Source organism: Kitasatospora sp. NPDC059408 (assembly GCF_042751525.1).
Classification (GTDB): Bacteria; Actinomycetota; Actinomycetes; order Streptomycetales; family Streptomycetaceae; genus Kitasatospora.
Map to the genome: position 1 here is coordinate 14,702 of NZ_JBHYWI010000064.1, position 23,276 is coordinate 37,977.

19 protein-coding genes and 1 riboswitch are annotated in these 23,276 nt (G+C 73.6%); of the genes, 11 read left to right on the plus strand and 8 right to left on the minus strand.

The genetic code is table 11. The annotated features are described in order from the left end of the window. The first annotated feature begins 42 nt into the window (after positions 1-42). Positions 43-912 carry a DUF5995 family protein gene (locus ACFXDE_RS32250; RefSeq protein WP_380498129.1) on the plus strand — a complete coding sequence of 290 codons (870 nt, stop codon included), beginning with the start codon at positions 43-45 and terminating at the stop codon, positions 910-912. Here ACFXDE_RS32250 and ACFXDE_RS32255 read toward each other — a convergent pair. Beyond that, complete coding sequence (locus tag ACFXDE_RS32255) at positions 873-2,312, minus strand: GuaB1 family IMP dehydrogenase-related protein (RefSeq protein ID WP_380438886.1); 1,440 nt, start codon at positions 2,310-2,312, stop codon at positions 873-875. The two genes, ACFXDE_RS32250 and ACFXDE_RS32255, sit on opposite strands and share 40 nt — an antisense overlap. Positions 2,313-2,662: 350 nt before the next feature. On the opposite strand from ACFXDE_RS32255, the gene ACFXDE_RS32260 reads away from it, so the two are divergent. Continuing rightward, complete coding sequence (locus ACFXDE_RS32260) at positions 2,663-4,114, plus strand: SDR family NAD(P)-dependent oxidoreductase (RefSeq protein ID WP_380498155.1); 1,452 nt, start codon at positions 2,663-2,665, stop codon at positions 4,112-4,114. 21 nt (positions 4,115-4,135) lie between these two features. Continuing rightward, positions 4,136-4,639, plus strand: coding sequence for an NUDIX hydrolase (locus ACFXDE_RS32265; protein WP_380498130.1), 504 nt, complete (start codon positions 4,136-4,138; stop codon positions 4,637-4,639). Positions 4,640-4,711: 72 nt separating this feature from the next. On the opposite strand, the gene ACFXDE_RS32270 is transcribed toward ACFXDE_RS32265, so the two are convergent. From ACFXDE_RS32270 to ACFXDE_RS32280, 3 genes are read right to left on the minus strand one after another with little or no spacing between them, the layout of a single operon-like run. Beyond that, entirely contained in the window at positions 4,712-6,952 is a 2,241-nt protein-coding gene (locus ACFXDE_RS32270) for an FtsX-like permease family protein (RefSeq protein ID WP_380498131.1), read from the minus strand. Next, positions 6,949-7,683, minus strand: coding sequence for an ABC transporter ATP-binding protein (locus ACFXDE_RS32275; protein ID WP_380498132.1), 735 nt, complete (start codon positions 7,681-7,683; stop codon positions 6,949-6,951). Before ACFXDE_RS32275 ends, ACFXDE_RS32270 begins: the two co-directional genes overlap by 4 nt. Beyond that, positions 7,680-8,204, minus strand: a complete 525-nt coding sequence (locus tag ACFXDE_RS32280; protein ID WP_359963749.1) for a PadR family transcriptional regulator — start codon at positions 8,202-8,204, stop codon at positions 7,680-7,682. The genes ACFXDE_RS32275 and ACFXDE_RS32280 overlap by 4 nt, the downstream gene beginning before the upstream one ends. 434 nt (positions 8,205-8,638) lie before the next feature. Here ACFXDE_RS32280 and ACFXDE_RS32285 point away from each other — a divergent pair, with 434 nt between their 5' ends. After that, positions 8,639-9,292 (plus strand): hypothetical protein, encoded by a 654-nt coding sequence (locus tag ACFXDE_RS32285; protein ID WP_380498133.1) that lies wholly within the window; start codon positions 8,639-8,641, stop codon positions 9,290-9,292. Between the two features lie 110 nt (positions 9,293-9,402). Further along, positions 9,403-9,948 (plus strand): hypothetical protein, encoded by a 546-nt coding sequence (locus tag ACFXDE_RS32290; RefSeq protein ID WP_380498134.1) that lies wholly within the window; start codon positions 9,403-9,405, stop codon positions 9,946-9,948. A 12-nt stretch (positions 9,949-9,960) separates the two neighbouring features. On the opposite strand, the gene ACFXDE_RS32295 is transcribed toward ACFXDE_RS32290, so the two are convergent. The 3 genes from ACFXDE_RS32295 to ACFXDE_RS32305 form a co-directional block, all read right to left on the minus strand. Further along, positions 9,961-10,632, minus strand: coding sequence for a YoaK family protein (locus ACFXDE_RS32295; RefSeq protein WP_380438875.1), 672 nt, complete (start codon positions 10,630-10,632; stop codon positions 9,961-9,963). Between the two features lie 48 nt (positions 10,633-10,680). Then, a complete protein-coding gene (locus tag ACFXDE_RS32300) occupies positions 10,681-11,415 on the minus strand; it encodes an MgtC/SapB family protein (protein ID WP_380498135.1) in 735 nt (244 codons plus the stop codon). Between the two features lie 107 nt (positions 11,416-11,522). Continuing rightward, positions 11,523-13,169, minus strand: a complete 1,647-nt coding sequence (locus ACFXDE_RS32305; protein ID WP_380498136.1) for an NRAMP family divalent metal transporter — start codon at positions 13,167-13,169, stop codon at positions 11,523-11,525. A 378-nt stretch (positions 13,170-13,547) separates the two neighbouring features. Beyond that, positions 13,548-13,722: riboswitch (M-box (ykoK) riboswitch) on the minus strand. A gap of 228 nt (positions 13,723-13,950) precedes the next feature. On the opposite strand from ACFXDE_RS32305, the gene ACFXDE_RS32310 reads away from it, so the two are divergent. The 3 genes from ACFXDE_RS32310 (at position 13,951) to ACFXDE_RS32320 (ending at position 16,442) form a co-directional block, all read left to right on the plus strand. Then, positions 13,951-14,322, plus strand: a complete 372-nt coding sequence (locus ACFXDE_RS32310) for a BlaI/MecI/CopY family transcriptional regulator (protein WP_380447999.1) — start codon at positions 13,951-13,953, stop codon at positions 14,320-14,322. Continuing rightward, positions 14,319-15,206, plus strand: a complete 888-nt coding sequence (locus tag ACFXDE_RS32315; protein ID WP_380498137.1) for a M56 family metallopeptidase — start codon at positions 14,319-14,321, stop codon at positions 15,204-15,206. The genes ACFXDE_RS32310 and ACFXDE_RS32315 overlap by 4 nt, the downstream gene beginning before the upstream one ends. A 111-nt stretch (positions 15,207-15,317) precedes the next feature. Continuing rightward, the gene (locus ACFXDE_RS32320) at positions 15,318-16,442 is read left to right on the plus strand and encodes a hypothetical protein (protein ID WP_380498138.1); all 1,125 of its coding nucleotides are present in this window, start codon (positions 15,318-15,320) and stop codon (positions 16,440-16,442) included. Positions 16,443-16,541: 99 nt separating this feature from the next. On the opposite strand, the gene ACFXDE_RS32325 is transcribed toward ACFXDE_RS32320, so the two are convergent. Beyond that, entirely contained in the window at positions 16,542-17,633 is a 1,092-nt protein-coding gene (locus ACFXDE_RS32325; RefSeq protein WP_380498139.1) for an NlpC/P60 family protein, read from the minus strand. A gap of 344 nt (positions 17,634-17,977) precedes the next feature. Here ACFXDE_RS32325 and ACFXDE_RS32330 point away from each other — a divergent pair, with 344 nt between their 5' ends. Genes ACFXDE_RS32330 through meaB form a run of 3 tightly spaced genes read left to right on the plus strand, consistent with a single transcriptional unit; the run spans position 17,978 to position 23,054 of the window. Then, positions 17,978-19,846, plus strand: coding sequence for a methylmalonyl-CoA mutase family protein (locus ACFXDE_RS32330; RefSeq protein WP_380498140.1), 1,869 nt, complete (start codon positions 17,978-17,980; stop codon positions 19,844-19,846). After that, positions 19,843-22,047 carry a methylmalonyl-CoA mutase gene (gene scpA, locus ACFXDE_RS32335; RefSeq protein ID WP_380447986.1) on the plus strand — a complete coding sequence of 735 codons (2,205 nt, stop codon included), beginning with the start codon at positions 19,843-19,845 and terminating at the stop codon, positions 22,045-22,047. Before ACFXDE_RS32330 ends, scpA begins: the two co-directional genes overlap by 4 nt. Before the next feature lie 14 nt (positions 22,048-22,061). Then, positions 22,062-23,054: a methylmalonyl Co-A mutase-associated GTPase MeaB gene (gene meaB, locus ACFXDE_RS32340; RefSeq protein WP_380498141.1), complete on the plus strand. Its 993-nt coding sequence runs from the start codon at positions 22,062-22,064 to the stop codon at positions 23,052-23,054. Positions 23,055-23,276: the final 222 nt, after the last annotated feature.

Here is a 23,276-nt window from a genome sequence, read left to right on the forward strand (position 1 = left end):
ATGCCCGGTGCGGCGGCGAGCACAGGAGCGAACGGCACGGCAGTGGACGTCACGAACCCGGACGGCACGGTCGACGGGGTGGTCGCCCGGCTGCGGGCGCTCGGGGCGGGGCTGCCGCCGGAGGACGGGGTGGCGGTGTTCAACCGGGCCTACCTCACCGTCACGGAGGCGGTCCGGGAGCGGCTCGGTGGTCCGTACTTCGCCGATCCGGCGGCGGTGGCCGAGCTGGACGTGGTGTTCGCGGGGCGGTACCTGCTCGCGGTGGCGGCCGACGCCGCCGGGCGGGAGCCGCCCGCCTGCTGGCGGCCGCTGTTCGAGCTGCGCGCCCACACCGGGGTGCACCCGCTGCAGTTCGCCCTGGCCGGGATGAATGCCCACATCCAGCACGACCTCCCGCTGGCCGTCCTGGACGCGTGCGGGCGGCTCGGCTGCGAACCGGAGGACGTCGAGGACGACTACCACCGGGTCAACGGGGTGCTGGCCGAGGTGGAGGCCGCCGTCCGGGAGCAGCTGCTGGGGGCGCACGGGCTGCCGGAGCCGGCCGCGCCGCTCGCGCACCTGCTGGGCGCCTGGTCGGTGGACGCCGCCCGCGAGGCGGCCTGGTCGGCGGTGCGGGCGCTGTGGGAGCTGCGCCGGGTGCCGTGCGCCGCGCACGCCTTCGCCGCCGCGCTGGACGGCTCGGTGGGGCTGCTCGGCCGCGCGCTCCTGCTGCCGCTCGGCCTGCACGACGGCGTCCACCACGACCCGGCCGCGGGAACGGCCACAGGAACGGCCACAGGAACGGCCGCCAGCCGGCTCCCCGAAGCGAGGAACCGGCCGGTCGGCGAACCCGAGAACGGTGGCGGGGCGGGCGCACGCGCCGCCCGTGCGGATCAGGCCCAGCTGGAGTGCAGCGGCTTGCCCTCGGCGTAGCCGGCCGCGCTCTGGACGCCGACGATCGCCTTCTCGTGGAACTCCTCCAGCGTGTTGGCGCCCGCGTAGGTGCAGGAGCTGCGCACGCCGGCCACGATCGAGTCGATCAGGTCCTCGACGCCCGGGCGGGTCGGGTCGATGAACATCCGGGAGTGCGAGATGCCCTCCTCGAACAGCGCCTTACGGGCGCGGTCGTAGGTGGAGTCCTGGGCGGTGCGGTTGCTCACGGCGCGGGCCGAGGCCATGCCGAAGCTCTCCTTGTACTGGCGGCCGTCGGCGGCGGTGTGGAGGTCGCCCGGGGACTCGTAGGTGCCGGCGAACCAGGAGCCGATCATCACGTTGGAGGCGCCGGCGGCCAGCGCCATGGCGACGTCGCGCGGGTGGCGGACGCCGCCGTCGGCCCACACGTGCTTGCCGAGCCGGCGCGCCTCGGCGGCGCACTCCAGGACGGCGGAGAACTGCGGGCGGCCGACGCCGGTCATCATGCGGGTGGTGCACATGGCGCCCGGGCCGACGCCGACCTTGAGGATGTCGGCGCCCGCCTCGACGAGGTCGCGCACGCCCGCCGCGGAGACGACGTTGCCGGCCACGATCGGGATCTGCGGGTCCAGGCCGCGCACGGCGCGCAGCGCGCTGATCATGCTCTCCTGGTGGCCGTGCGCGGTGTCGACGACCAGCACGTCGGCGCCGGCCTCGATGAGGGCCTTGGCCTTGCCGGCCACGTCGCCGTTGATGCCGACGGTGGCGGCGATCCGCAGCTTGCCGGCGGCGTCGACGGCCGGGGTGTACAGGGTGGCGCGCAGCGCGGCCTTGCGGGTGAGGATGCCGATGAGGCGGCCCTCGGCGTCGACGACCGGGGCGAGCTTGCGGTGGGCCTCGGAGAGCTTCTCGAAGGCGGCGCGCGGGTCGACGTCCTCGTCGAGGAGCAGCAGGTCGCGGGACATGATGTCGGCGAGGCTGGTGAAGCGGTCGACGCCCTGGCAGTCGGAGTCGGTGACGACGCCGACGGGCTTGCCGTCCTCGACGACCACGAGGGCGCCGTGCGCGCGCTTGGGCAGCAGCGACAGTGCCTCGGCGACGGTGGCGCCGGGGGCGAGGGTGATCGGGGTGTCGAACACCAGGTGGCGCTGCTTGACCCAGGCGATGACCTCGGCGATGACCTCGGTGGGGATGTCCTGGGGGATGGCGACCAGGCCGCCGCGACGGGCGACGGTCTCGGCCATCCGGCGGCCCGCGATGGCGGTCATGTTGGCGACGACCAGCGGGATGGTGGTGCCGGTGCCGTCGTTCGAGGAGAGGTCGACTGCCTGCCGGGAGCCCACGGCGGAACGGCTGGGGACCATGAAGACGTCGTCGTACGTCAGGTCGTACGAGGGCTTGAGGTCGTTCAGGAAGCGCATGAAATGGGGCTCTCTGGCTGGGAGAAGGTACACCTCGGGTGCGGTTGCGGCGATGCCGCCGGGGCGCACTCGGGCGCCCGGCACCCAACATTCGATTCTCCGGGAGGGTCGGGACAAAAGCCAGTTCGGGGACGATTGCTGGCGCTGTACACAAATCAAGATCAAAGCTTCGCGCGTAGACTTGGATGATCGTCCAAGCGATCGACCTTTCGCCCCGGCCGGGGCGACTCCCGTAGCATTCACGCGGTAACGGCGAGGCGAAACGGGAAACGGCAGCGGGCGTGGGCATCGATCAGCAAGTAGCGGCACAGCACCTCCAGGAGAGCCCGGTCGAGGGCAGCGAGGAGGAGATCGACTACGGTCCCGGCCTCGATCCCGAGCGCCTGCGGCTCTGTCTCGAGGTGATCGCGGAGCTGGACGAGCTGCACGTCGACCACCCGGACGCGATCACCGTCCGCCAGGCCGTCGGCGGCATATTCCGCACGCTCAAGCAGCGCCGCCGCCAGGAGACCCGGGCCCGCAAGACCGCCAACGACCGCGAGGTCACCGCCCGCACGGCCACCGGCGCGCCCACCAGGATCGACGACGAGACGGCCGGCGCGTTCGGCCTGACCACCGTCACCACGACCGAGATCGCGGGCATCCTGGAGCGGCCCCGCTCCTGCTACACCTGCAAGAAGCGGTACGTCGAGGTCGACGCCTTCTACCACAACCTGTGCCAGCCCTGCGCGACGCTCAACCGGGCCCGCCGGGACGCCCGCGCCGACCTCACCGGCAAGCGCGCGCTGCTCACCGGCGGCCGAGCCAAGATCGGCATGTACATCGCGCTGATGCTGCTGCGCGACGGCGCCCACACCACGATCACCACGCGCTTCCCCAACGACGCGATCCGCCGCTTCAAGGCGATGCCGGACAGCGACCAGTGGATCCACCGCCTCAAGATCGTCGGGATCGACCTGCGCGACCCGGCCCAGGTCATGGCGCTCGCGGACGAGGTCGCCGCCGACGGCCCGCTGGACATCCTGATCAACAACGCCGCGCAGACCGTCCGCCGCCCGCCGGAGTCCTACCGCGAGCTGGTCGCCGCCGAGACCGCACCGCTGCCGGCCGGCGAGCTCCCGCAGGCCACCACCATCGGCCGCTTCGGCAGCGGCAGCGTCGACCTGCCCGCGCTCCCCCACCAGGCGGGCGGGGCCGACCTGCGGATGGCCGCCGAGGACGTCACCTCGCTCGCGCTCGTCACCGGCTCCGCGACGCCCGCCCGGATCGCGGCCGGCACCGCGATCGACGCCGGCGGCCTGGTACCCGACCTCGCGGACACCAACAGCTGGGTGCAGACCGTCTCGGAGGTCGGCCCGATGGAGCTGCTGGAGGTGCAGCTCTGCAACTCCACCGCGCCGTTCATCCTGATCAGCCGGCTGCGCCCGACGATGGCCGCGTCCTCGTCGCGCCGCAAGTACGTGGTGAACGTGTCCGCGATGGAAGGCGTCTTCACCCGCGGCTACAAGGGCGCCGGCCACCCGCACACCAACATGGCGAAGGCCGCGCTCAACATGCTGACCCGCACGAGCGCGCAGGAGATGTTCGAGAGCGACGGCATCCTGATGACCGCCGTCGACACCGGCTGGATCACCGACGAGCGCCCGCACCCGGACAAGATGCGCCTGGCGGACGAGGGCTTCCACGCCCCGCTCGACCTGGTCGACGGCGCGGCCCGGGTCTACGACCCGATCGTGCGCGGCGAGCGGGGCGAGGACCTGTACGGCTGCTTCCTCAAGGACTACGAGCGCGGCAACTGGTAACCACCCGAAGGAGAACGCGAGTTGACCTCCACCTCACCCGGACCGGCAGCCCCCGCACCGGCAGCACCCGCCCGGACGGTCGCGCCGATGCTCGGCGCCGGCGTCATCGTGCCCACCGGGGACGGCCGGGTGCTGGTCGGCCGCCGCACGACCGCCGGCGAGCCGCCCACCTGGAGCCTGCCGGGCGGGAAGGTGGAGGAGCCGGGCGAGTCCTTCGAGCAGGCGGCGGCGCGTGAACTCGCCGAGGAGACCGGCATCGTGCTGCCGGCCGACGCGATGCGGGTGCTGGCCGTGCTGCTCGACCACGAGCTCGGCCGGCCCCGGCTGACCGCCGCCGTGCTCGCGCCGCCGAGCCTCGCCGAGGCGCTGGTCACCGAGCCGCACGCGTGCGCGGGCTGGGAGCGCTTCCCGGTGGACGCCCTGCCGGAGCCGATGTTCTACCCGTCCGCCCTCGTCCTCGGCGCGTGGCTGCCGGGCATGGACGGGGTGCGCCGCCCCGGCACGCACGGCTACCGGATCGGCTGAGCCGGAGCACACCGGTGTCCCGGGGCTCCCCTGCTGCCCCGGGACACCGGCCGCTCGACCGGATCCCGCCCGTCAGCCGTTGCGCGCCGCCTCCGGCCCGGTGATCCGCCTCAGCAGCGGCAGCGTCGAGGCGATGATGCCGAGCGAGGCGAGCAGGCCGAAGCCCGTCAGCCCGTAGTAGAGCGCGCCCGGCGACACCAGGTCGTAGTCCATCTGCGACGTGAGGAACATCGCCGCCGCCGCGAAGCCCGTCCCGATCGAGATCGCCGCGACCACCAGCAGCGGCAGCGCGCTCTCCAGCCCGATCACCCGTTGCAGCAGCCGCAGCGGCGCCCCGGTCAGCCGCAGGATGGCGAACGGCCGCCTGCGGTCGGAGAGTCCGGCGACCACGCTCACCGCGAGGCTGCACCCGGCGATCGGCAGGGTGGTCAGCAGGACGACGTTCGCGAGTTGGCGCCAGCCCTGGAGCTGCTTCTGCGACACGGTGCCCCAGTCGGCGGCCATCCGCGCCTCGTACGTCGGGTAGGCCCTGGTGAAGAGCGTCCGCAGCTGTTCCATGGCCGCCGACGAACCGTCGGTGGTCGTGTAGACCATGCGCACCGGCAGCGCGGCGGCGTCCTGCACGGAGATCGGAGCGGCGGGCCACTCCTGGGCGCTCGCCTCCCGAAGGTCGACGAACTGCCAGAGCGGGACGAGGGCGACGGCCGCGCCCGGCGCGCAGTGGCCGATCACCGGGACCTGCGCCAGCTCCGGGCAGAGCACCAGCGCGGGCGCGGGCATGGCCTCGGAGCCGTGGTACTCCCGGCCGAGCCCGGCCGGGTTGTCGTGGGCCAGCGCCAAGCCGCGGAAGCCGGGCACGGCGCGGGCGGAGGCGAGCACGGAGTCGGGCACGGTGCCCATCGCGTCCGAGCGGAAGAGGTCGAACGACGGGGCGTGGACGACGGCCTTGCGGGTCTCCGGATCACCGCTCAGCGCACCGCGGTTGGCGTTGATCGTACCGATGACGCTCACCGTCGAGGTGACCACGAACAGCGCCAGCACCAGCCCGGCCACCGAGCGGAACCCGGCCTTCGGGTCGTCCGCGAGGCGGCGCACCGCGATGAGCGAGGCCGGCCGGCCGGTCCGCCGGGCCACCGCCCGGGCGGCGACCATCGTCAGCCACGGGCCGGCCACCACGAGGCCGAGCATCACGAGCAGGAAGCCGGTCAGGTAGGCCGCCGACTGACCGTCCGTGGTCGGCGGGCGGTTGTCGACGAAGTAGCCGAGCTCGCCCAGCCCCGCCAGCAGCGGGACCACCCGCCAGGCGCTCGGCGGCTTCGGCGTCACCCGGCGGGAGACGCCCAGCGGCGAGATCGTGACCCGCCGCAGCGCGAACCGGGCGGCGAGCGCCGCCGCCACCGGCACGCCCACCACGGCGCCGAGCACCTGCGGGACGGTCAGGGTCAGGTCGGAGGTGAAGAACCGGCTCCCGGTGAACGGGACCTCGGCCACCAGCGGGCGCAGCGCCGCATGGAGCGCGAAGCCGAGCACCGTCCCGGCCACCGACGCCACCGTGGACTCGACCGCCGAGATCACCGAGACCTGCCGGGGTGTCGCGCCCACCAGCCGCATCGCGGCGAAGCGCTGTTCGCGGGTGGCGGCGGACAACCGGGTCGCGGTGCCGATGAAGATCAGCACCGGGAAGATCAGCGCGCCGGCCACCACGGTGAGGATGAGCGTCATCGCGTCGCCGCGCACGCCGTGGCCGAAGCAGTCGTTGTCGCAGTCGGCGGGCAGGGTGGTGGCGATCGTCGTGATCTGCCGGGCGCGCGGCCCCGCCCTGACCTCGTCCGCCGTGCGGCCGATGACGACCGCCAGGCTGTCCGGGGAGGGCAGCGCGGCGTCGCCCAGGGTGCCGGCGAGCCGGCCGGGGAAGCGGTCGCCCAGTTGGACGGCCGGGACATCGCGCAGCAGCTTCTCCAGCGCGGGCGAGGCGTAGTACTCGCCGGGGGCCGGCAGCCCGGTCAGGCCCGGCGGGACGGGCGACGTGGGCCCGGTCGGGGCGACCTCGACCTCGAAGACCTCCTTGCCGTCGTAGAAGTCGCCGTGCGCGTACCACCAGAGCGGGTCGACGGCGGCCGGTGCCTCGGCCCGGCTCTTGGTACCCGAATTCATCCACAGCTGGCGCTCGTTGGCCCGGCCGATCGCGTTGACGCTCGCGAACGTGGAGAGCAGCAGGCCGACGCCGATCGCGACGGCCGCCGCGATCATCGCCAGCCGGGCCAGCGCCTCCCGGCCGCCGCTGACGGCCAGGCGGAGCGAGAAGGCGATCACGGCGCCACCGGTCCCGCCACCGGTCCGGCCGCCTGCCCCGCCACCGACCCCGCCACCGGTCCCGCCGAGAGCACCCGGGCCGAGCCGTCGCGCACGATCGCCTCGCGGTCGGCGTAGGCGGCGACGCGGGGCTCGTGGGTCACCAGGACGACGGTCGTGCCCTGTTCGCGGGCCGAGGCGACCATCAGGTCCATCACCTGCTCGCCGGTCAGCGAGTCCAGGGCGCCGGTCGGCTCGTCGGCGAAGAGCACCTGTGGGCGGGCCACCAGGCCGCGGGCCAGGGCGACGCGCTGCGCCTGACCGCCCGACAGCTCGCCGGAGCGGCGCTTCTCCATGCCGTCCAGGCCGAGCCTGGCGAACCACGGCCGGGCGTCGGCCAGCGCGGCGGCGCGGCGCACGCCGTTCAGCAGCAGCGGCAGGGCGATGTTCTCCTCGGCCGTCAACTCCGGCACCAGCTGGCCGAACTGGAACACGAAGCCGAAGCGGTCCCGGCGCAGGGCGCTGCGCCGGGCCTCGGCCATGGTGTCGATCCGCTGTCCGTCGAAGTGCACCTCGCCGGCGTCGGGCACCAGGATGCCGGCCAGGCAGTGCAATAACGTCGACTTGCCCGACCCGCTCGGGCCCATGACGGCCAGCACCTCGCCGGCCTCGACCGAGAGACTGGCCCCGCGCAGCGCGGGCGTCTCCCCGAAGGACAGGGCTATGTCGCGGGCCTCGATCACGGCGGTCATCGCCGCACCTCCGCGGCGAGGGCGCCCAGGCGGGCGGCGGTGAGGTCGATCCAGCGCAGGTCCGCCTCCAGGTGGAACAGGCCGTGGTCGGCCAGCAGGGCGTCCACCAGGGGGCCGGTGCGGCGCAGGTCGGTGAGCTCGCGCATCCGGCGCAGGTGGGCGGCGCGCTGGGTGTCCAGGTAGTCCTGGGCGTCACGGCCGAGCATCAGGGCGAGCACGACCTTGGTGAACAGCGTGCTCTGCAGGTTGGGTTCGGGCGCGACGGGCTCGGTCAGCCAGGTCTCGAACTCCGTCGCGCCGGTCTCGGTGATCACGTAGCGCTTGCGCTCGGGACCGTCGCCGGGCTCCGCCTCGCCGGCGACCACCTTGCCGTCGCGGGCGAGGCGGCCGAGCGTCGCGTAGACCTGGCCGTACGGGAGGGGTTTGCCGCGGCCGAACAGGGCGTCGTAGTCGCGCTTGAGGTCGTAGCCGTGGCTCGGCTCCCGTTCCAGGAGCCCGAGCAGGGTCAAGGGAACACTCATGGGGAGGACCATACCCCACGCGTATACTCCGAGTGTATATCCGGCGAGAACAAGCCGCCGACCTGGCACGACGTCAGAACCCCGGGTACGGCGGGCAGGAGGCGGGCCCCACACCCGCCCCCTGCCGCACACCGCGGCCCGACGCCCCCACGGCGAACCGGGCCGGGCCGCACCCGGGCACGGAAGGCGCGGCCCGGTTCCAAGCCTGCCCCGCCGGCGCCGCCCTGCCGAGGGCCGAACGTCCCGTTCCGGGCACCCCGTTCCAGCCACCCCGTTCCGGCCGCCGCGGCCGCCACCACCGGCGCCCGACCGTCACACGCCGCGTTCGTGCGAACCCGCACGGCTCTTGTGCGCGGGTTCGCACGGGGTGGACATTGGGTAACGGAACACCGTTCACCACTGCACAGTCCCAACACACCTGAGGAGCCGTCATCGTGTCCAGCAGCCCCCGGCCGGCCCGGCCGGCGTCGCTCCCGCGGCGGACCGGCCGCCAGCTGCGACGGGCCCTCGGCGGACGGCACGAACCGCTCGCCCGGTCCGTGGACCGCTCCCGCGCCCGCGCCTGGGCCGTCGCCACGCTGGGACTGCTGCTCGCCCTCGCCCTCGCCACCGCCGGCGCCCTCGTCAGCTACCGCTCCGCCGCGCCCCGGGCCGCCGCCGACCACGGCCGGCTCCACCAGGTCGACGCCGTCGTGCTCGGCCCGCCCCAACACGGCACCTCCGCCGGACGGTTCGCCGGCGGGTACGAGAGCCGGGTCGAGGCGGAGGCGAGCTGGACGTACCCCGACGGGCAGCCGCACACCGGCACCGTCCAGGCGCCCCGGACGGCCGCCGTCGGCAGCACCGTCCGCATCTGGGTCGACCCCGACGGCACCGTCACCGCTCCCCCGCTCGACCGCGGCGCCGTCGTCGTCTCCGCCGCCTGCATCGGCGCCGGCACGCTGCTCGCCCTCGTCGCGCTCGTCGTCGTCGGGCTCCGCCTGCGGCTCCGGGCCCTCGAACGGCGGTCCGACGAGTCCTGGACGCGCTCCTGGGCCCGGCTCGAACCCCTCTGGAGCGGCCGTGCGGGCCACCGGCAGGACGACTGAAACCGACCGGGGCCGATCCGCGTCTCCCGTAAGGCCTGTCTCGCGCCGCACGGCAGGCGGGGGTTCGAAGACAGGCCCGAGCAGCCAACCGCACCCGGGGGACCACAGACATGAAGCACCGCCGCACCGCCCTGGCCGCCGCGCTCGCGCTGGGCCTGGCCGCACTCGTCACCGGCTGCGGGCCGGACGACCCGGACCCCGCGCCCGCGGCCGCCTCGCCGGCGCCCACCACGGCCGCCTCCGGCGCGCCCGCGCCCGCCCCCACGGCGAGCGCGGCACCCACCACGCCCGCGCCGACCGCCTCGGCGGCGCTCAAGCCCTGCCACCCGGACCCGGCCCGGCCGGACTTCGTCAAGTTCGACTCCGCGACCACCGCGGGCGGCGTGACCAAAGTGACCCTGACGCCGGTGAGCTGCGGCTACAAGGCGGAGAACGAGGAGCTCGTCGAGTACACCCCCGCCGGCGACGCCACGGGCTACCAGCTGACGAAGAACGCGGTGGTGCAGGTGATCGAGTTCACCGGCAAGGGCACCAAGGAGCGCACGATCGCGCCGGCCGAGCTGGCCACGTACAAGCTGGCCAGCACGCCGTACTTCGCGGTCCACCGGAACGAGCAGGGGAAGATCACGGCGATGAAGGAGATCTACCACCCCTGAGACACGCCCTGGTCACGGCCGCGCCGCCCAGGGCGGGGTGGTGCGGGAGGCGCGGTGGAGGACGGCCGCGACGGCGACCAGCAGGGCCGAGGCCAGGGCCAGCGCCGTCGGGACGTTCGCGTGGAGGACGAGCAGGGCGCCCAGCAGGGCCCCGGCGAGCATCCAGACCGCGGAGGCCAGCCGGCGGGGGCCGGAGCGGTCCGCGGCGAGGGCGGTGATCGTCATGGTCAGCACCGTCGTCGTCAGGTCGGGCACCTTCAGCGAGCGCACCACCGCGTTCTGGCCGCCCATCGCCAGGGCGAGCAGCCCGATCAGCGCGTAGCGGACCGGGTCGGCGGTGTGCCCGGCCGCCGCCGCCAGGACGGTGCTCACGACGACGAGCGCCGCCTGGGCCGCCACCGCCGCCCGCAGCAGCCGTCCCCGGTGCTCGGGCAGGCGGTCGGCGAGGCGCCCGCCGGCCAGGGCGCCGACGAGGAAGGCGGCGAGGGCGGCGAGCGACGCGGTCGCGGAGAGGTTGGCCGCGCCGGCCAGGGCGAAGCCGAGGAACACCACGTTGCCCGTCATGTTGGCGACGAAGACGTGCCCGAGCGCGAGGTAGCTGACCGCGTCGACCACGCCGGTGACGACGGTGAGCACCAGGAGCAGCGGCACGAGCGGCCCGTGCCTGGGGTCGGGAGTGAGCATCGGGCCTCCTGGCGGTGGACGGTCTGACGGTCCCTCCGTTCTACTCCCTCACGCGAGCGCCGGGGCGCCGGGATCGTCCGATTCGTCCTCGACGTGCCAGTGGAGGTCGCGCACGCCCGGTTCGAGGGAGAGCCGGGTGACGACCTGCTCCAGCGCGGGGGCGACCTGGCCGGTGATGGCGACGGTCGCGCGCAGGCTGGTGGCCTCGCCGTTGTCGGCGCGGCGGGCGCGCAGGCCGGTGGGGGTGAGCCCGGAGGCAGAGAGGGACTGGAGCAGCAGGGCCCGGATGTGCGCCTCGGACTTGCGGTCGCACTCCACGTGGACGGTCGCGCGGTTGGTGGAGTCCGGGTCGCTGCCGGACTGCGGGGCGCGGTCGAGCAGCCGTCCGGCCGGGCGCAGCACGAGGTGGACGGCGAGCACGGCGAGGGTGCCGAGGACGGCGAGTTCGAGCTTGCCGGAGGCGGCGAGCACCCCGACGGCGGCCGAACACCACAGTGTGGCGGCGGTGTTGAGGCCGCGCACGCCGGCGCCGTCGCGCAGGATGACGCCACCGCCGAGGAAGCCGATGCCGGAGACGACGTACGAGGCGACCCGGGTGGGGCTGCCGCTGTCGCCGACGGCCTCGCTGTAGAGGACGAACAGGGTGGCGCCGGCGGCGACCAGGGCATTGGTGCGCAGGCCGGCCATCCGGGCGCGCCACTGGCGTTCGACGCCGATCAGGGCGCCGCAGGCGACGCCGGTGGCCAGCCGGACCAGGAACTCGACGGTGGTCAGGGTGTGCACGGCGGCACCTCCTACGGGGAGACGGCGGGCGGACGGGAGGGGAAAGCGGAACGGACGGGCGGCGGCCCCTCGGCCCGCCCCCGTCAGTTCGGTGGGTTCACGGTGGCTCAGTGCCCGAGGGCGGTCTGGACGACCTTGATGATGACCATGATCATCGCGATCAGCAGGTAGGCGCGCAGGGCGCCCATGCCGACCTTGCGGGCGGTGGACATGACCGGCTTCTCCAGGGTCTCCAGCGGGGGCATCCGCCAGTTCTCGCGCCCGGTGCGGTCGACCGGGTCCTCCTTGGTGCCGCTGCGGCCGAAGGTGAAGAAGTACCCGGCGACCAGCACGCCCGCCACGCCGCAGCCGGCCATGATCCACAGGATCGCCTCCGAGCTGATGTCCGGCCAGACGACGGCGGCGGTCAGGATGAGCGACAGCATGACCAGCACGCCGACCACGGCCGAGGTGAAGGCGTTGGTCTTCGGGCCGTTGACCCACGGGCCCAGGACGGCCTTGTCGTTGCAGAGCAGCAGCAGGAAGACCGTCGCGGAGGGCAGCAGCACGCCGGCGAGCACCTGGACGAACTGCGTCATCAGGCCCTGGGTGTACTCGGTGGACAGCAGCGTGATCGCCGCGGCGACCACGACCAGGCCGGCGTAGATCCCGTAGAAGCCCTTGGCGCCCTTCACGCCGCGGTGCAGCGAGTGCTTGATGCCGAACACGTCGCCGATGGCGTAGGCGGTGGACAGCGAGACCGCGAAGGCACCGATGATCGAGGCGTCCAGCAGCGCGATGGCGAACAGCACACCGGCCAGGCGGCCGGCCTTGTCCTCGATGCCCCTGGCCACGGCGGCCGCGTCGGAGAACTGGCCGAAGCCGTCGGTGCCCGCGAACGCGGCGGCGGTCAGGCCCATCATCGCGGCGGCGCCGATGATGACCACCGCGATGCCGATCCACAGGTCGATCTTCTCGTACTTCATGAAACGCGGGGTGATGCGCTTGTCGATGACGTACGACTGCTGGAAGAACAGCTGCCAGGGGGCGACGGTGGTGCCCACGATGGAGACGATCACCAGCATCACGGCCGCGAGCTGGCCCGAGCCGCCCGGCATGCTCGGCACCACGAAGTCGTGGGCCATCTGCGAGGTCTTCGGGTGGACCATGAAGTAGATCGGCACCAGCAGCAGCGAACCGACGCACAGCGTGACGGCGACCCGCTCGAAGCGCTGGAAGGAGCCGGTGAACGCCGAGGCGATGATGATCGCGGCGGCCAGGACCACCGAGGCGACCTTCGGCAGGCCGAGGTAGCCGGCCGCGAGGGTGACGCCGATGAACTCGGTCACCAGGGTCAGGGCGTTGAGCAGGAACAGGTCGATGACGCTGAACGCGCCCCAGAACTTGCCGAAGCGCTCCAGGATCAGCCGCGCGTGGCCGACACCGGTGACGGCGCCCAGGCGCAGCACCATCTCCTGGTTCACGTACAGCACGGGGACCAGCATCAGCAGGGTCCACAGCAGCTGGGTGCCGTAGTTCTGGCCGGCCTGGCCGTAGGTGGAGAAGGCGCCGGCGTCGTTGTCGCCGACCATGACGATCAGGCCCGGGCCGATGATCGCCAGCAGGGTCTTCAGCCGCACCGAGAGCCCCTGGCGGGGCGCGTCGTCGTCCAGCCTGATGGTGCCGAGGGCACCCTTGATGTCACCGATGTGCGCGTCGTCCAGCACCGCGCTGCGAGCGGCGGGAACCTTCGGGTCGAGCATGACGTCTGCCATGGTGGGTCCTCCCCGCCCCCTGCCTTGAGGGGGCCATAAGGGGGCACGCAGCAGTAATCCTCCCTGCGGACGCACGGCACCGGGCCGCACGGCGGCGCGAGCCGGGACAGGGCCGGGCTCGGGCGTCGTGCGGGCATGACGGTGCGTCAGGTCGCTTGGGTCATGGCATGGTCGAGCGCATGACGCAGCGTCTGATGGGGCGTTCGCAGGAAAGGTTGTTACCGCGTGCCGGAGGTGTACGAGAGCATGCGGGGGTAGGGGCAACTGTGGCCCGGACTACTGCAGTCCATGTTTCTCGCCTCCTCCCGGCCGGGGGGCGCACCGACTGTGCGCCGCATCGCGACACGGCAAGGAGCGTCCCGGCGCACGAAGGCTACCGGTACACCCCAACTCGTCAGAGCTTTGGCACTTCACGGCGTGATCCCCCTTGCGGGGGAAGCCACTTGGGATCAACCCTTAGGTCGGGAAGATCTGTCCTGAACCTGGGCGTCTCTCGACGTCGTCGGGTCAGTGGCCTGTGTCCGTGAAGACGCCTCACCGAACGAGGTGCCTCTTCAAACCTCGAAAAGCATACCCCCGTCAGGATCGCCGTGGGCCACTTTTCCGGTGTCCTTCGACACCTTTGTAGAACTTTGACGCCAGAGGACGCAGGAGGACGCCGGAGACGCAGCAAGAGGAGGCGCCAGAGGACGCAGGAGGACGCCCGACTTCGGCGACGTCGAACGCCGTACCATGGGCGCCGTTCCAGACGGCGGCGGCGAGGAAGGGAAACGGGGCGGTGCTGCGCGGGTTCGGCGATCTTGAGGCCGAGATCATGGACCGGCTCTGGTCCTGGGGCCGGCCGGCCACGGTGCGCGAGGTGGTCGACGACCTCCAGCAGCAGCGGCCGGTCGCCTACACCACCGTGACCACGGTGGCCGACATCCTCCACACCAAGGGCTGGCTGCGCCGGGACAAGGTCGGCCGCGCCTGGGTGTACGAGCCGACCTGCACGCGCGAGGCGTACACCGCCCGGCTCATGCACCAGGCGCTGGAGACCACCCAGGACCGCACCGGTGCGCTGCTGCACTTCGTCGACGCCATGAGCGGCGACGAGGCCTCCGCGCTGCTCGCCGCCCTGGAGCAGGTGAAGGCCCGGGACGACGAGCGGTGACCCTCGCGCTGCTCTGCCTCTACCTGGCCGCGACCGGTCTCGCGCTGCCGCGCCGGCTGGCCGGCTCCGCCCGGCTCCAGACCCGCCCGGTGGCGGGCACGGCCCTGTGGCTGGCACTGATGGCCTCCTTCGCCGTCGCGCTGCTGCTCGCCGCCCACCACGCCGTCGAACCCTTCGCCCACGAGCCCGCCGGACTGCTCGGGCTCATCCCGCACGCCGAACCGGCCCCGCCGCTGGCCCCGCACACCCACGACTGGTGGCTGCTCGCCGCCGGGGCCGCCGGGGTCGCCGCGGTGGTGGCCGCCGTCGGCGCGCGGGCCGGGCGGGCGCGCCGGCGGCACCGGAAGGTGCTGGACGTCGTCGCGGTGCGCGACCGGCACTGGAACGCCCTGGTGCTGGAACACGCCCACCCGACCGTCTACTGCCTGCCCGGCCGCCGCAGCCGGGTCGTGGTCTCGCGCGGCGCCCTGGAACTCCTCGACGAGCGCCAGCTCGCCGCCGCCGTCGCGCACGAGCGCGAGCACATCCGCGGACGGCACCACCTGCTCCGGCTGCCGGCCGACGCCTTCGCGCTCCTCCTCGGCCGCCTGCCGCTGGCCCGCCTGGGACGGGCGGAGGTGGCGCTGCTGCTGGAGATGGCGGCCGACGACGCGGCGCTCGCCCGGGTGTCGCGCAGCGAACTCGCCTCCGCGCTCTGCGCCCTGGCCACCTCCCCGGCACCCCCGGGCGGCTCCCTCGGGGTCGCGGCCACCGGGGTGCTCACCCGGGTGCGGCGGCTGGCGCGCCCCGGGGGCGGCCGGCGCCGGCGCCGAGCGGCGTGGTGGGCCGGGGTGGTGGCGATCCCGCTGCTCCCCTACCTGTTGGCCTGCGCGCCACATCCGTGAGCGGGGCGGACTCGTTCCGGTCATTGACCGTCCATCAGACTCTCAGGAAGATCGGTTAGCCTGCCCCGGCACCGCACCGTGCGGTGCGCCAAAGGGGGATCGACAACCGCGATGACCGCGAAGACTTCCAAGCGTTCGATCAGCACGTACACCCGCGCGACCGCCGTGGCCGCCGCTGCCGCCGCCGTCCTGGCGCTCACCGGCACCGCCGCCCGGGCCGCGGACCAGAGCGCCGCCGCCCCGGTCTCCGGCACCGAGGGCATCATCACCGTCGGCCACAACCAGGCCCAGCCGCTCGTCAGCCCCGACGGCACCACGGCGTACGTCGTGGTGAGCGGGACGGGCAACGCCGTCCAGGTCAAGGCGGTCGACACCCAGAGCGACGCCGTCACCCGGCAGGCCACCCTCGACACCGCCCAGCTCGGCCTGGTCGCCGCGCTGTCCGCGGACGGCACCCGCCTGTACGTCGCGAACGGGCAGCAGCTCGTGGTGCTCGACACCGCCACGCTGACCGTGCTCACCACCACCGCGCTGCCCGACCAGCCGCGCCAGGCCGGCTGGAACCCGGGCCTGCTCACCGGCCTCACCGTGAGCCCCGACGGCGCCACCGCCTACGTCGTCCAGAACGGGCCCACCGCCTACCGCCAGTACGGCCAGGGCCGGGTGGTCGCGTTCTCCACCGCCCAGCACGCCTTCACCGGCTCCGTGCAGGTGCCCACCAGCTTCACCGGCACCGCCGCGTTCCGGCCGGGCGGGCACGACCTGTACGTCGGCGGCGACGCCGGCGTCTTCCACGTCGGCACGGCGGGCACCGCGCCCACCCTGGTCGGGACCGTCGGCGGCACCGCCGGGGCGCTCGACTACCACCCGGTCTTCACCCCGGACGGCACCCGCCTGTTCGCGGTGGCCTCCGGCTACAAGGGCGGCCAGGCCGACGTGATCGACCCGGCCGGCGACACCGTCACCCGCCACCTCACCCTGGTCAACGGCTTCGCCGACCTGGGCGACCCGCAGATCAGCCCGGACGGCACCCGCCTCTACCTGACGAAGGCCGACTACAGCGCCGGCCCGTCGGTGCTCTCCGTCGACACCGCCTCCGGCAGCCTGGTCGCGGCCGAGACCGTCTCCCCCGACGAGGACCAGCTCGACGGCCTCGCCGTCGGCCCCGACGGCCACACCCTGTACCTGACCGGCAGCATCGGGAGCAACGGGACGCTCCAGATCATCGCCAACTGACCCACGGGAGCGGGCCCGGTCGCTCCGTGCGGAACGACCGGGCCCGCCTCCTTCGTCGACGTGAGCCGTGCTTCGTCGCCGTGCCGCGGGCGGTGCCCGTCAGGCGGGGCGGACGGCGCCCATGTACGGCATGACGGAGATCGGGAGGACCTCCACGTTCTTGCCCGTGCGCGGGGAGTGGATCATCTTGCCGTCGCCTATGTAGATGCCGACGTGGTGGATGTCCTCGTAGAAGAAGACGAGGTCGCCGGGCTGGAGGTCACCGCGGGCGATGCGCGTGCCGGCGTTCCACTGGTCCTGCGACATCCGGGGGAGCTTGACGCCGGCCGCGCGGTAGGCGGCGCCGGTCAGGCCGGAGCAGTCCCAGGTGTTCGGCCCGGTCGAGCCCCATTCGTAGGGCTTGCCGAGCTGGGCGGTGGCGAACTTGATGATGTCGGCGGCGCGGCCGCTCGCACTCGGGCTCGGCAGGGTGGCGTCCGCGCCGGGCCCCGCGGCGGGCCGGCCGGCCGAGCGGGAGGCCCGGTCCGCCGCGGCGGCCTGCTGGGCGGCGGCCTTCGCCTTCTCGGCGGACTCCTGGGCGTTGATCCTGGCCCGGTCGGCGGCGCTCAGCTTGTTGAGCAGCGCCTGGGCCTGCGCGAGCCGGCTCTGGACCTGCTTCTTCTCCTCGCCCAGCGACGCGCCCACGCTGTCGAGCTGGGTGAGCATGGCGGCGGCCTCGGCGCGGTCCTGGTCGAGCCGGCGCTGCTCGTCGCGGGCCTGCTTGAGCAGTGCGGTCTGGCCCTCGACGACCTGGTTCTGCGCGGCGGCGCGCTCCAGGTAGCCGGCCGGGTCGGAGTCGAGCATCAGCTGGATGCCCGGGTCGATGCCGTTGGTGCGGTACTGCTCGCCCGCCACCGCGCCGAGCCGGGTGCGCAGCTCGTTCATCGCCTCCTGGCCGCGGGCGACCTTGTCCTGGATCCGGTTCGCGTCCGCCTGGAGCGACTGCTGCTTGGCCTGGAAGCCGTTGTAGCGCTCGATGGACTGCTCGGCCTCCTCGTTGAGCTTGTCCACCTGTTCCTTGACGGAGGCGAGCGTGGGCGTCGGCTCGGCGTGGGCGGTCCCGGCGGCGAGTACCGCGCCGCCGGCCACGGCCGTGGTGAGGACGGCGAGGCGCGCCCGGCTCGGGGGGCTGGGCTTGCGGCGCTTTCCCATGGCGGTGGGCTCCTTCGGGGGACGGAGGCAGGGCGGAGCGGGGCGGAACAGGGCACGGCGGAGCGAAGGCGGGTGGGATCGCACGGGGGATGTCAGCCCCACCCGCCTTCTTCGAAGTAACTTAATAGATGGGAGCCGGGGTTCCACAATCCCGTTGTCACTTCTCCTTCTTGGAACGACCGCGGCCGCCGCTTTCGTTCAACCGTCCGCCCGGCCGCCCGGCCCCCTCGCCGCCCCGGCTGGCACTCGGCGTCACCCGCAGTGCTGAAGTGTGGCTAAATCGAGGGAAAGGTCACATCCACCGGCCCTCCTGTGCCCGCGCGAACGGGCGCTAACCTGCGGTCATGAAGGTCCCGCCCGAAGGGCTCCCCCTCGCCGCCGAGTTCCCGGCAGCGCACCGTGAGCAGTGGCAGCGGCTCGTCGAGGGCGTGCTGCGCAAGTCCGGTGCGCAGCCCGAGGACGCCCCCGCCGCCGAACAGGCGCTCGCCACCCGTCTCCAGGACGGCCTGAGCGCCCGCCCCCTGTACACCGCCGAGGACACCGGCGCCGAGGCCGGCTACCCCGGCTTCGCGCCGTTCGTGCGCGGCGGTCGCCCGCAGGGTTCGGCCGTCGCCGGGTGGGACGTCCGCCAGCGGCACGCCGACCCGGACCGGCGCCGGACCAACGAGGCGGTCCTCGCGGACCTGGAGAACGGCGTCGGCTCGCTCTGGCTGGAGCTCGGCGGGGGCGGCCTGCCGATCACCGCGCTGCCCGAGGCGCTGACCGGCGTCTACCTGGACCTGGCCGCCGTCGCCCTCGACGCCGGAGCCGAATTCGCCGACGCCGCCGAGCAGTTGTTCAAGCTGTACGAGGAGCGCGAGGTCTCCCCCGGCGCCGCCGCCGGCAACCTCGGCGCCGACCCGCTCGGCCTCCAGGCCAGAACCGGCGACACCGCCCGCACCGACGCCCTGCTCGCCGACGCCGCCGCGCTCGCCGCCCGCTGCGCCGCCGACTACCCCGGCGTCCGCGCCCTCACCGTCGACGCCCTGCCGTACCACGAGGCCGGCGCCTCGCCCGCCCAGGAGCTGGGCTGCTCGCTCGCCACCGGCGTCGCCTACCTGCGTGCCCTGACCGCCGCCGGGCTCCCGGTGGACGCCGCGCTCGGCCAGCTGGAGTTCCGCTACGCGGCCGACGGCGACCAGTTCCTGACGATCGCCAAGTTCCGTGCCGCGCGCCGCCTGTGGGCCCGCGTCGCCGAGGTGTCCGGCGCGTCCGCCGAGGCCTCCGCGCAGCGCCAGCACGCCGTCACGTCCCGGGTCATGATGACCGCGCGCGACCCGTGGGTGAACATGCTGCGCACCACCGTCGCCTGCCTCGCCGCCGGGGTCGGCGGCGCCGACGCCGTCACCGTGCTGCCCTTCGACACCGCGCTCGGCCTGCCCGACGCCTTCGCGCGCCGGATCGCCCGCAACACCCAGTCGATCCTGCTGGAGGAGTCCCACCTGGCCCGGGTGATCGACCCGGCCGGCGGCTCCTGGTACGTCGAGCAGCTGAGCGAGGAGCTCGCCCACGCCGCGTGGGCCTGGTTCCAGGAGATCGAGCGGGCCGGCGGCCAGCGGGCCGCGCTGGAGTCCGGCCTGGTCGGCGAGCGGATCGCCGCGACCTGGGCGGAGCGCTCCGCGAAGCTCGCCAAGCGGCGCGAACCCGTCACCGGTGTCAGCGAGTTCCCGCACCTGGACGAGCAGCCGCTGGTCCGCGAGCCGGCCCCGGCCGCGCCCGGCGGCGGGCTGCCGCAGGTGCGGCGCGCCGAGGCGTACGAGGCCCTGCGGGACCGCTCGGACGCCTTCCTCGCGGCCGACGGCGAGCGGCCGAAGCTGTTCCTGGCGTCGATCGGCACCGCCGCCGCGCACACCGCGCGCACCACCTTCGCGGCCAACCTGTTCCAGGCGGGCGGGATCGCGACCGTCTCCCTGGAGTCCGCCGACCCGGCCGCGTTCGCCGAGGCCTTCCGGGCCTCCGGCGCCTCCGTCGCCTGCCTCTGCTCCAGCGACGCCCTGTACGGCGAGCACGCCGCGGCCGTCGCCGGCGCCCTCAAGGAGGCCGGCGCCCGGCGCGTGCTGCTCGCCGGACGGCTCGCCGAAGTACCCGCCGGAGTGGACGAGTTCATCTACGCGGGCGGGGACGCGGTCGCCGCCTTGACCTCCCTGCTGGACCTGATCGGAGTGGCCCGATGATCCCCGACTTCACCGGAATCGGGCTGGACGGCGGCGCCGCCCGCGACGTCACCCCCGAGCAGTGGCGCTCCGCCTGGCGGCGGACCACCGGCAAGGACGTCGACGAGCTCGTCTGGGACACCCCCGAGGGCATCGGTGTCAAGCCGCTGTACACCGCCGACGACCTCGCCGGCCTGGACTTCCTCGACACCTACCCGGGCATCGCCCCGTACCTGCGCGGGCCCTACCCGACCATGTACGTCAACCAGCCGTGGACCGTCCGCCAGTACGCGGGCTTCTCCACCGCCGAGGAGTCCAACGCCTTCTACCGCCGCAACCTCGCGGCCGGCCAGAAGGGCCTCTCGGTCGCCTTCGACCTGCCGACCCACCGCGGCTACGACAGCGACCACCCGCGCGTCACCGGCGACGTCGGCATGGCGGGCGTCGCCATCGACTCCATCTACGACATGCGCCAGCTCTTCGACGGCATCCCGCTGGACAAGATGTCCGTGTCGATGACCATGAACGGCGCCGTGCTGCCGGTGCTCGCGCTCTACATCGTCGCGGCCGAGGAGCAGGGGGTGCCGCCCGAGAAGCTGGCGGGGACCATCCAGAACGACATCCTCAAGGAGTTCATGGTCCGCAACACCTACATCTACCCGCCGCAGCCGTCGATGCGGATCATCTCGGACATCTTCGCGTACACCTCGCAGAAGATGCCCCGGTACAACTCGATCTCCATCTCCGGCTACCACATCCAGGAGGCCGGGGCCACCGCCGACCTGGAGCTCGCCTACACCCTCGCCGACGGCGTCGAGTACCTGCGCGCGGGCCTCGACGTGGGCCTGGACGTCGACGCCTTCGCGCCGCGGCTGTCCTTCTTCTGGGCGATCGGCATGAACTTCTTCATGGAGGTCGCCAAGCTGCGCGCGGCCCGCCTCCTGTGGGCCAAGCTGGTCAAGCAGTTCGACCCGAAGAACGCCAAGTCGCTGTCGCTGCGCACCCATTCGCAGACCTCCGGCTGGTCCCTCACCGCGCAGGACGTGTTCAACAACGTCACCCGTACCTGCGTCGAGGCGATGGCCGCCACCCAGGGCCACACCCAGTCGCTGCACACCAACGCCCTCGACGAGGCGCTCGCGCTGCCCACCGACTTCTCGGCCCGCATCGCCCGCAACACCCAGCTGCTGCTCCAGCAGGAGTCCGGCACCTGCCGCGTCATCGACCCGTGGGGCGGCTCCGCCTACGTCGAGAAGCTCACCCACGACCTCGCCGTCCGCGCCTGGCAGCACATCCAGGAGGTCGAGGCCGCCGGCGGCATGGCCAAGGCCATCGACGCCGGCATCCCCAAGCTGCGCGTCGAGGAGGCCGCCGCCCGCACCCAGGCGCGCATCGACTCCGGCCGCCAGCCGGTCATCGGCGTCAACAAGTACCGGGTGGAGAGCGACGAGCAGATCGACGTGCTCAAGGTCGACAACTCCTCGGTCCGCGCCCGCCAGATCGAGAAGCTGCGCCGCCTGCGCGCGGAGCGCGACGAGGCCCTGACGCAGGACGCGCTGCACGCGCTGACCCGCGCCGCCGAGGCCGGCCCCCAGCGCGGCGGCTCCCTCGACGGCAACCTGCTGCACCTCGCCGTCAACGCGGCCCGCGCCAAGGCCACCGTCGGCGAGATCTCGGACGCCCTGGAGAAGGTGTACGGCCGCCACTCCGGCCAGATCCGTACCATCTCCGGTGTGTACCGAGACGAAGCGGGCCAGTCGGCCCCCCTCCAGCGCACCCGGGACCTCGTCGAGCGCTTCGAGGAGGCCGAGGGCCGCCGCCCGCGCATCCTCGTCGCCAAGATGGGCCAGGACGGCCACGACCGCGGCCAGAAGGTCATCGCCACCGCCTTCGCCGACCTCGGCTTCACCGTCGACGTCGGCCCGCTGTTCCAGACCCCGGACGAGGTCGCCCGCCAGGCCGTCGAGGCCGACGTCCACATCGTCGGCGTCTCGTCGCTCGCCGCCGGACACCTCACCCTGGTGCCCGCGCTGCGCACCGCGCTCGCCGAGGCCGGGCGGGAGGACATCACCATCGTCGTCGGCGGCGTCATCCCGCCGCAGGACTTCGACGCCCTGTACGAGGCCGGCGCGGCGGCGGTCTTCCCGCCCGGCACCGTCATCCCGGACGCGGCGTACGACCTGCTGAAGTCCCTGGCGGCCGACCTCGGCCACGAGCTGTGAGCCGCTGAACCTCCATGCCTCCGCGGACGATCGACCTCGACAGCTACGTCACGGGCGTCCTCGACGGCTCGCGCGCGTGGATCGCGCGGGCCGTCACGCTCGTCGAATCGACCCGGCCCGACCACCGGGCGCTGGCCCAGCAGCTGCTCCAGCGGCTGCTCCCGCACGCGGGCGGCGCGGTCCGGGTCGGCATCACCGGTGTGCCCGGTGTCGGCAAGTCGACCTTCATCGACTCGTTCGGCACGATGCTGACGGCGGCGGGCCACCGGGTCGCGGTGCTCGCCGTCGACCCGACCTCCAGCCGGACCGGCGGCTCCATCCTGGGCGACAAGACCAGGATGGAGCGCCTGGCGGTGGATCCCGCCGCCTTCGTCCGCCCCTCCCCCACCTCGGGCACGCTCGGCGGCGTCGCCAAGGCCACCCGGGAGTCGATGGTGGTCATGGAGGCGGCCGGGTACGACGTCGTGCTCGTCGAGACGGTGGGCGTCGGCCAGTCCGAGACGGCGGTGGCCGGGATGGTCGACACCTTCCTGCTGCTCAGCCTGGCCCGGACCGGCGACCAGCTCCAGGGCATCAAGAAGGGCGTCCTGGAACTGGCGGACGTCATCGCCGTCAACAAGGCGGACGGCCCGCACGAGACGGACGCCAAGGGCGCGGCCCGCGAACTCGCGGGCGCCCTAAGGCTGTTGCAGGCCCCCGACGCAGCCTGGACGCCCCCCGTCCTGACCTGCAGCGGCCGCGAGGGCCTCGGCCTCGACGTGCTGTGGGAACGCCTGCAACAGCACCGCAAGGTCCTGGACGCAACGGGCGCCCTGGCCGCGAAGCGCCGCGACCAGCAGGTGGAGTGGACGTGGACGATGGTCCACGACCAGCTCTACGCCCGCCTCCACGAGCACGACGAAGTACGGCGCGTCGCAGGGGACTTGGAGTCCCAGGTGCGCGCAGGCTCGCTGCCGGCGGGCCTGGCGGCCCAGCAGATCCTGGAAGCCTTCTTCGGCGGGAACTAGCTTCGTTGAGCGCCCTGCCCTCCGGACCGGAGGCAGGGCGCTTCGTCTGTCTGCGGTTATCACGCCGCCCTGGGCAGGGAGCAGAGGTCCCTGGCCGTGGGGCGCGGGGGGGGGGGGGGGCGGCCGGGGGGGGGGGGCACGGTTGGGAAGCCGAAAAACAGAGCCGGCCCCCGCCCGGGGGCGCCCCCCGCCGGGGTGGCGGGGGTGTTTGTGTGTGTGGTT

Excerpts from the sequence above, each read along its gene's own strand:
- ACFXDE_RS32290 (WP_380498134.1), top strand. The coding sequence starts at position 9,403 with ATGAAGCACCGCCGCACCGCCCTGGCCGCCGCGCTCGCGCTGGGCCTG.
- ACFXDE_RS32280 (WP_359963749.1), bottom strand. The coding sequence starts at position 8,204 with ATGAGTGTTCCCTTGACCCTGCTCGGGCTCCTGGAACGGGAGCCGAGC.
- ACFXDE_RS32295 (WP_380438875.1), bottom strand. The coding sequence starts at position 10,632 with ATGCTCACTCCCGACCCCAGGCACGGGCCGCTCGTGCCGCTGCTCCTG.
- ACFXDE_RS32325 (WP_380498139.1), bottom strand. The coding sequence starts at position 17,633 with ATGGGAAAGCGCCGCAAGCCCAGCCCCCCGAGCCGGGCGCGCCTCGCC.
- ACFXDE_RS32255 (WP_380438886.1), bottom strand. The coding sequence starts at position 2,312 with ATGCGCTTCCTGAACGACCTCAAGCCCTCGTACGACCTGACGTACGAC.
- scpA (WP_380447986.1), top strand. The coding sequence starts at position 19,843 with ATGATCCCCGACTTCACCGGAATCGGGCTGGACGGCGGCGCCGCCCGC.
- ACFXDE_RS32330 (WP_380498140.1), top strand. The coding sequence starts at position 17,978 with ATGAAGGTCCCGCCCGAAGGGCTCCCCCTCGCCGCCGAGTTCCCGGCA.
- ACFXDE_RS32305 (WP_380498136.1), bottom strand. The coding sequence starts at position 13,169 with ATGGCAGACGTCATGCTCGACCCGAAGGTTCCCGCCGCTCGCAGCGCG.
- ACFXDE_RS32275 (WP_380498132.1), bottom strand. The coding sequence starts at position 7,683 with ATGACCGCCGTGATCGAGGCCCGCGACATAGCCCTGTCCTTCGGGGAG.
- ACFXDE_RS32320 (WP_380498138.1), top strand. The coding sequence starts at position 15,318 with ATGACCGCGAAGACTTCCAAGCGTTCGATCAGCACGTACACCCGCGCG.
- meaB (WP_380498141.1), top strand. The coding sequence starts at position 22,062 with ATGCCTCCGCGGACGATCGACCTCGACAGCTACGTCACGGGCGTCCTC.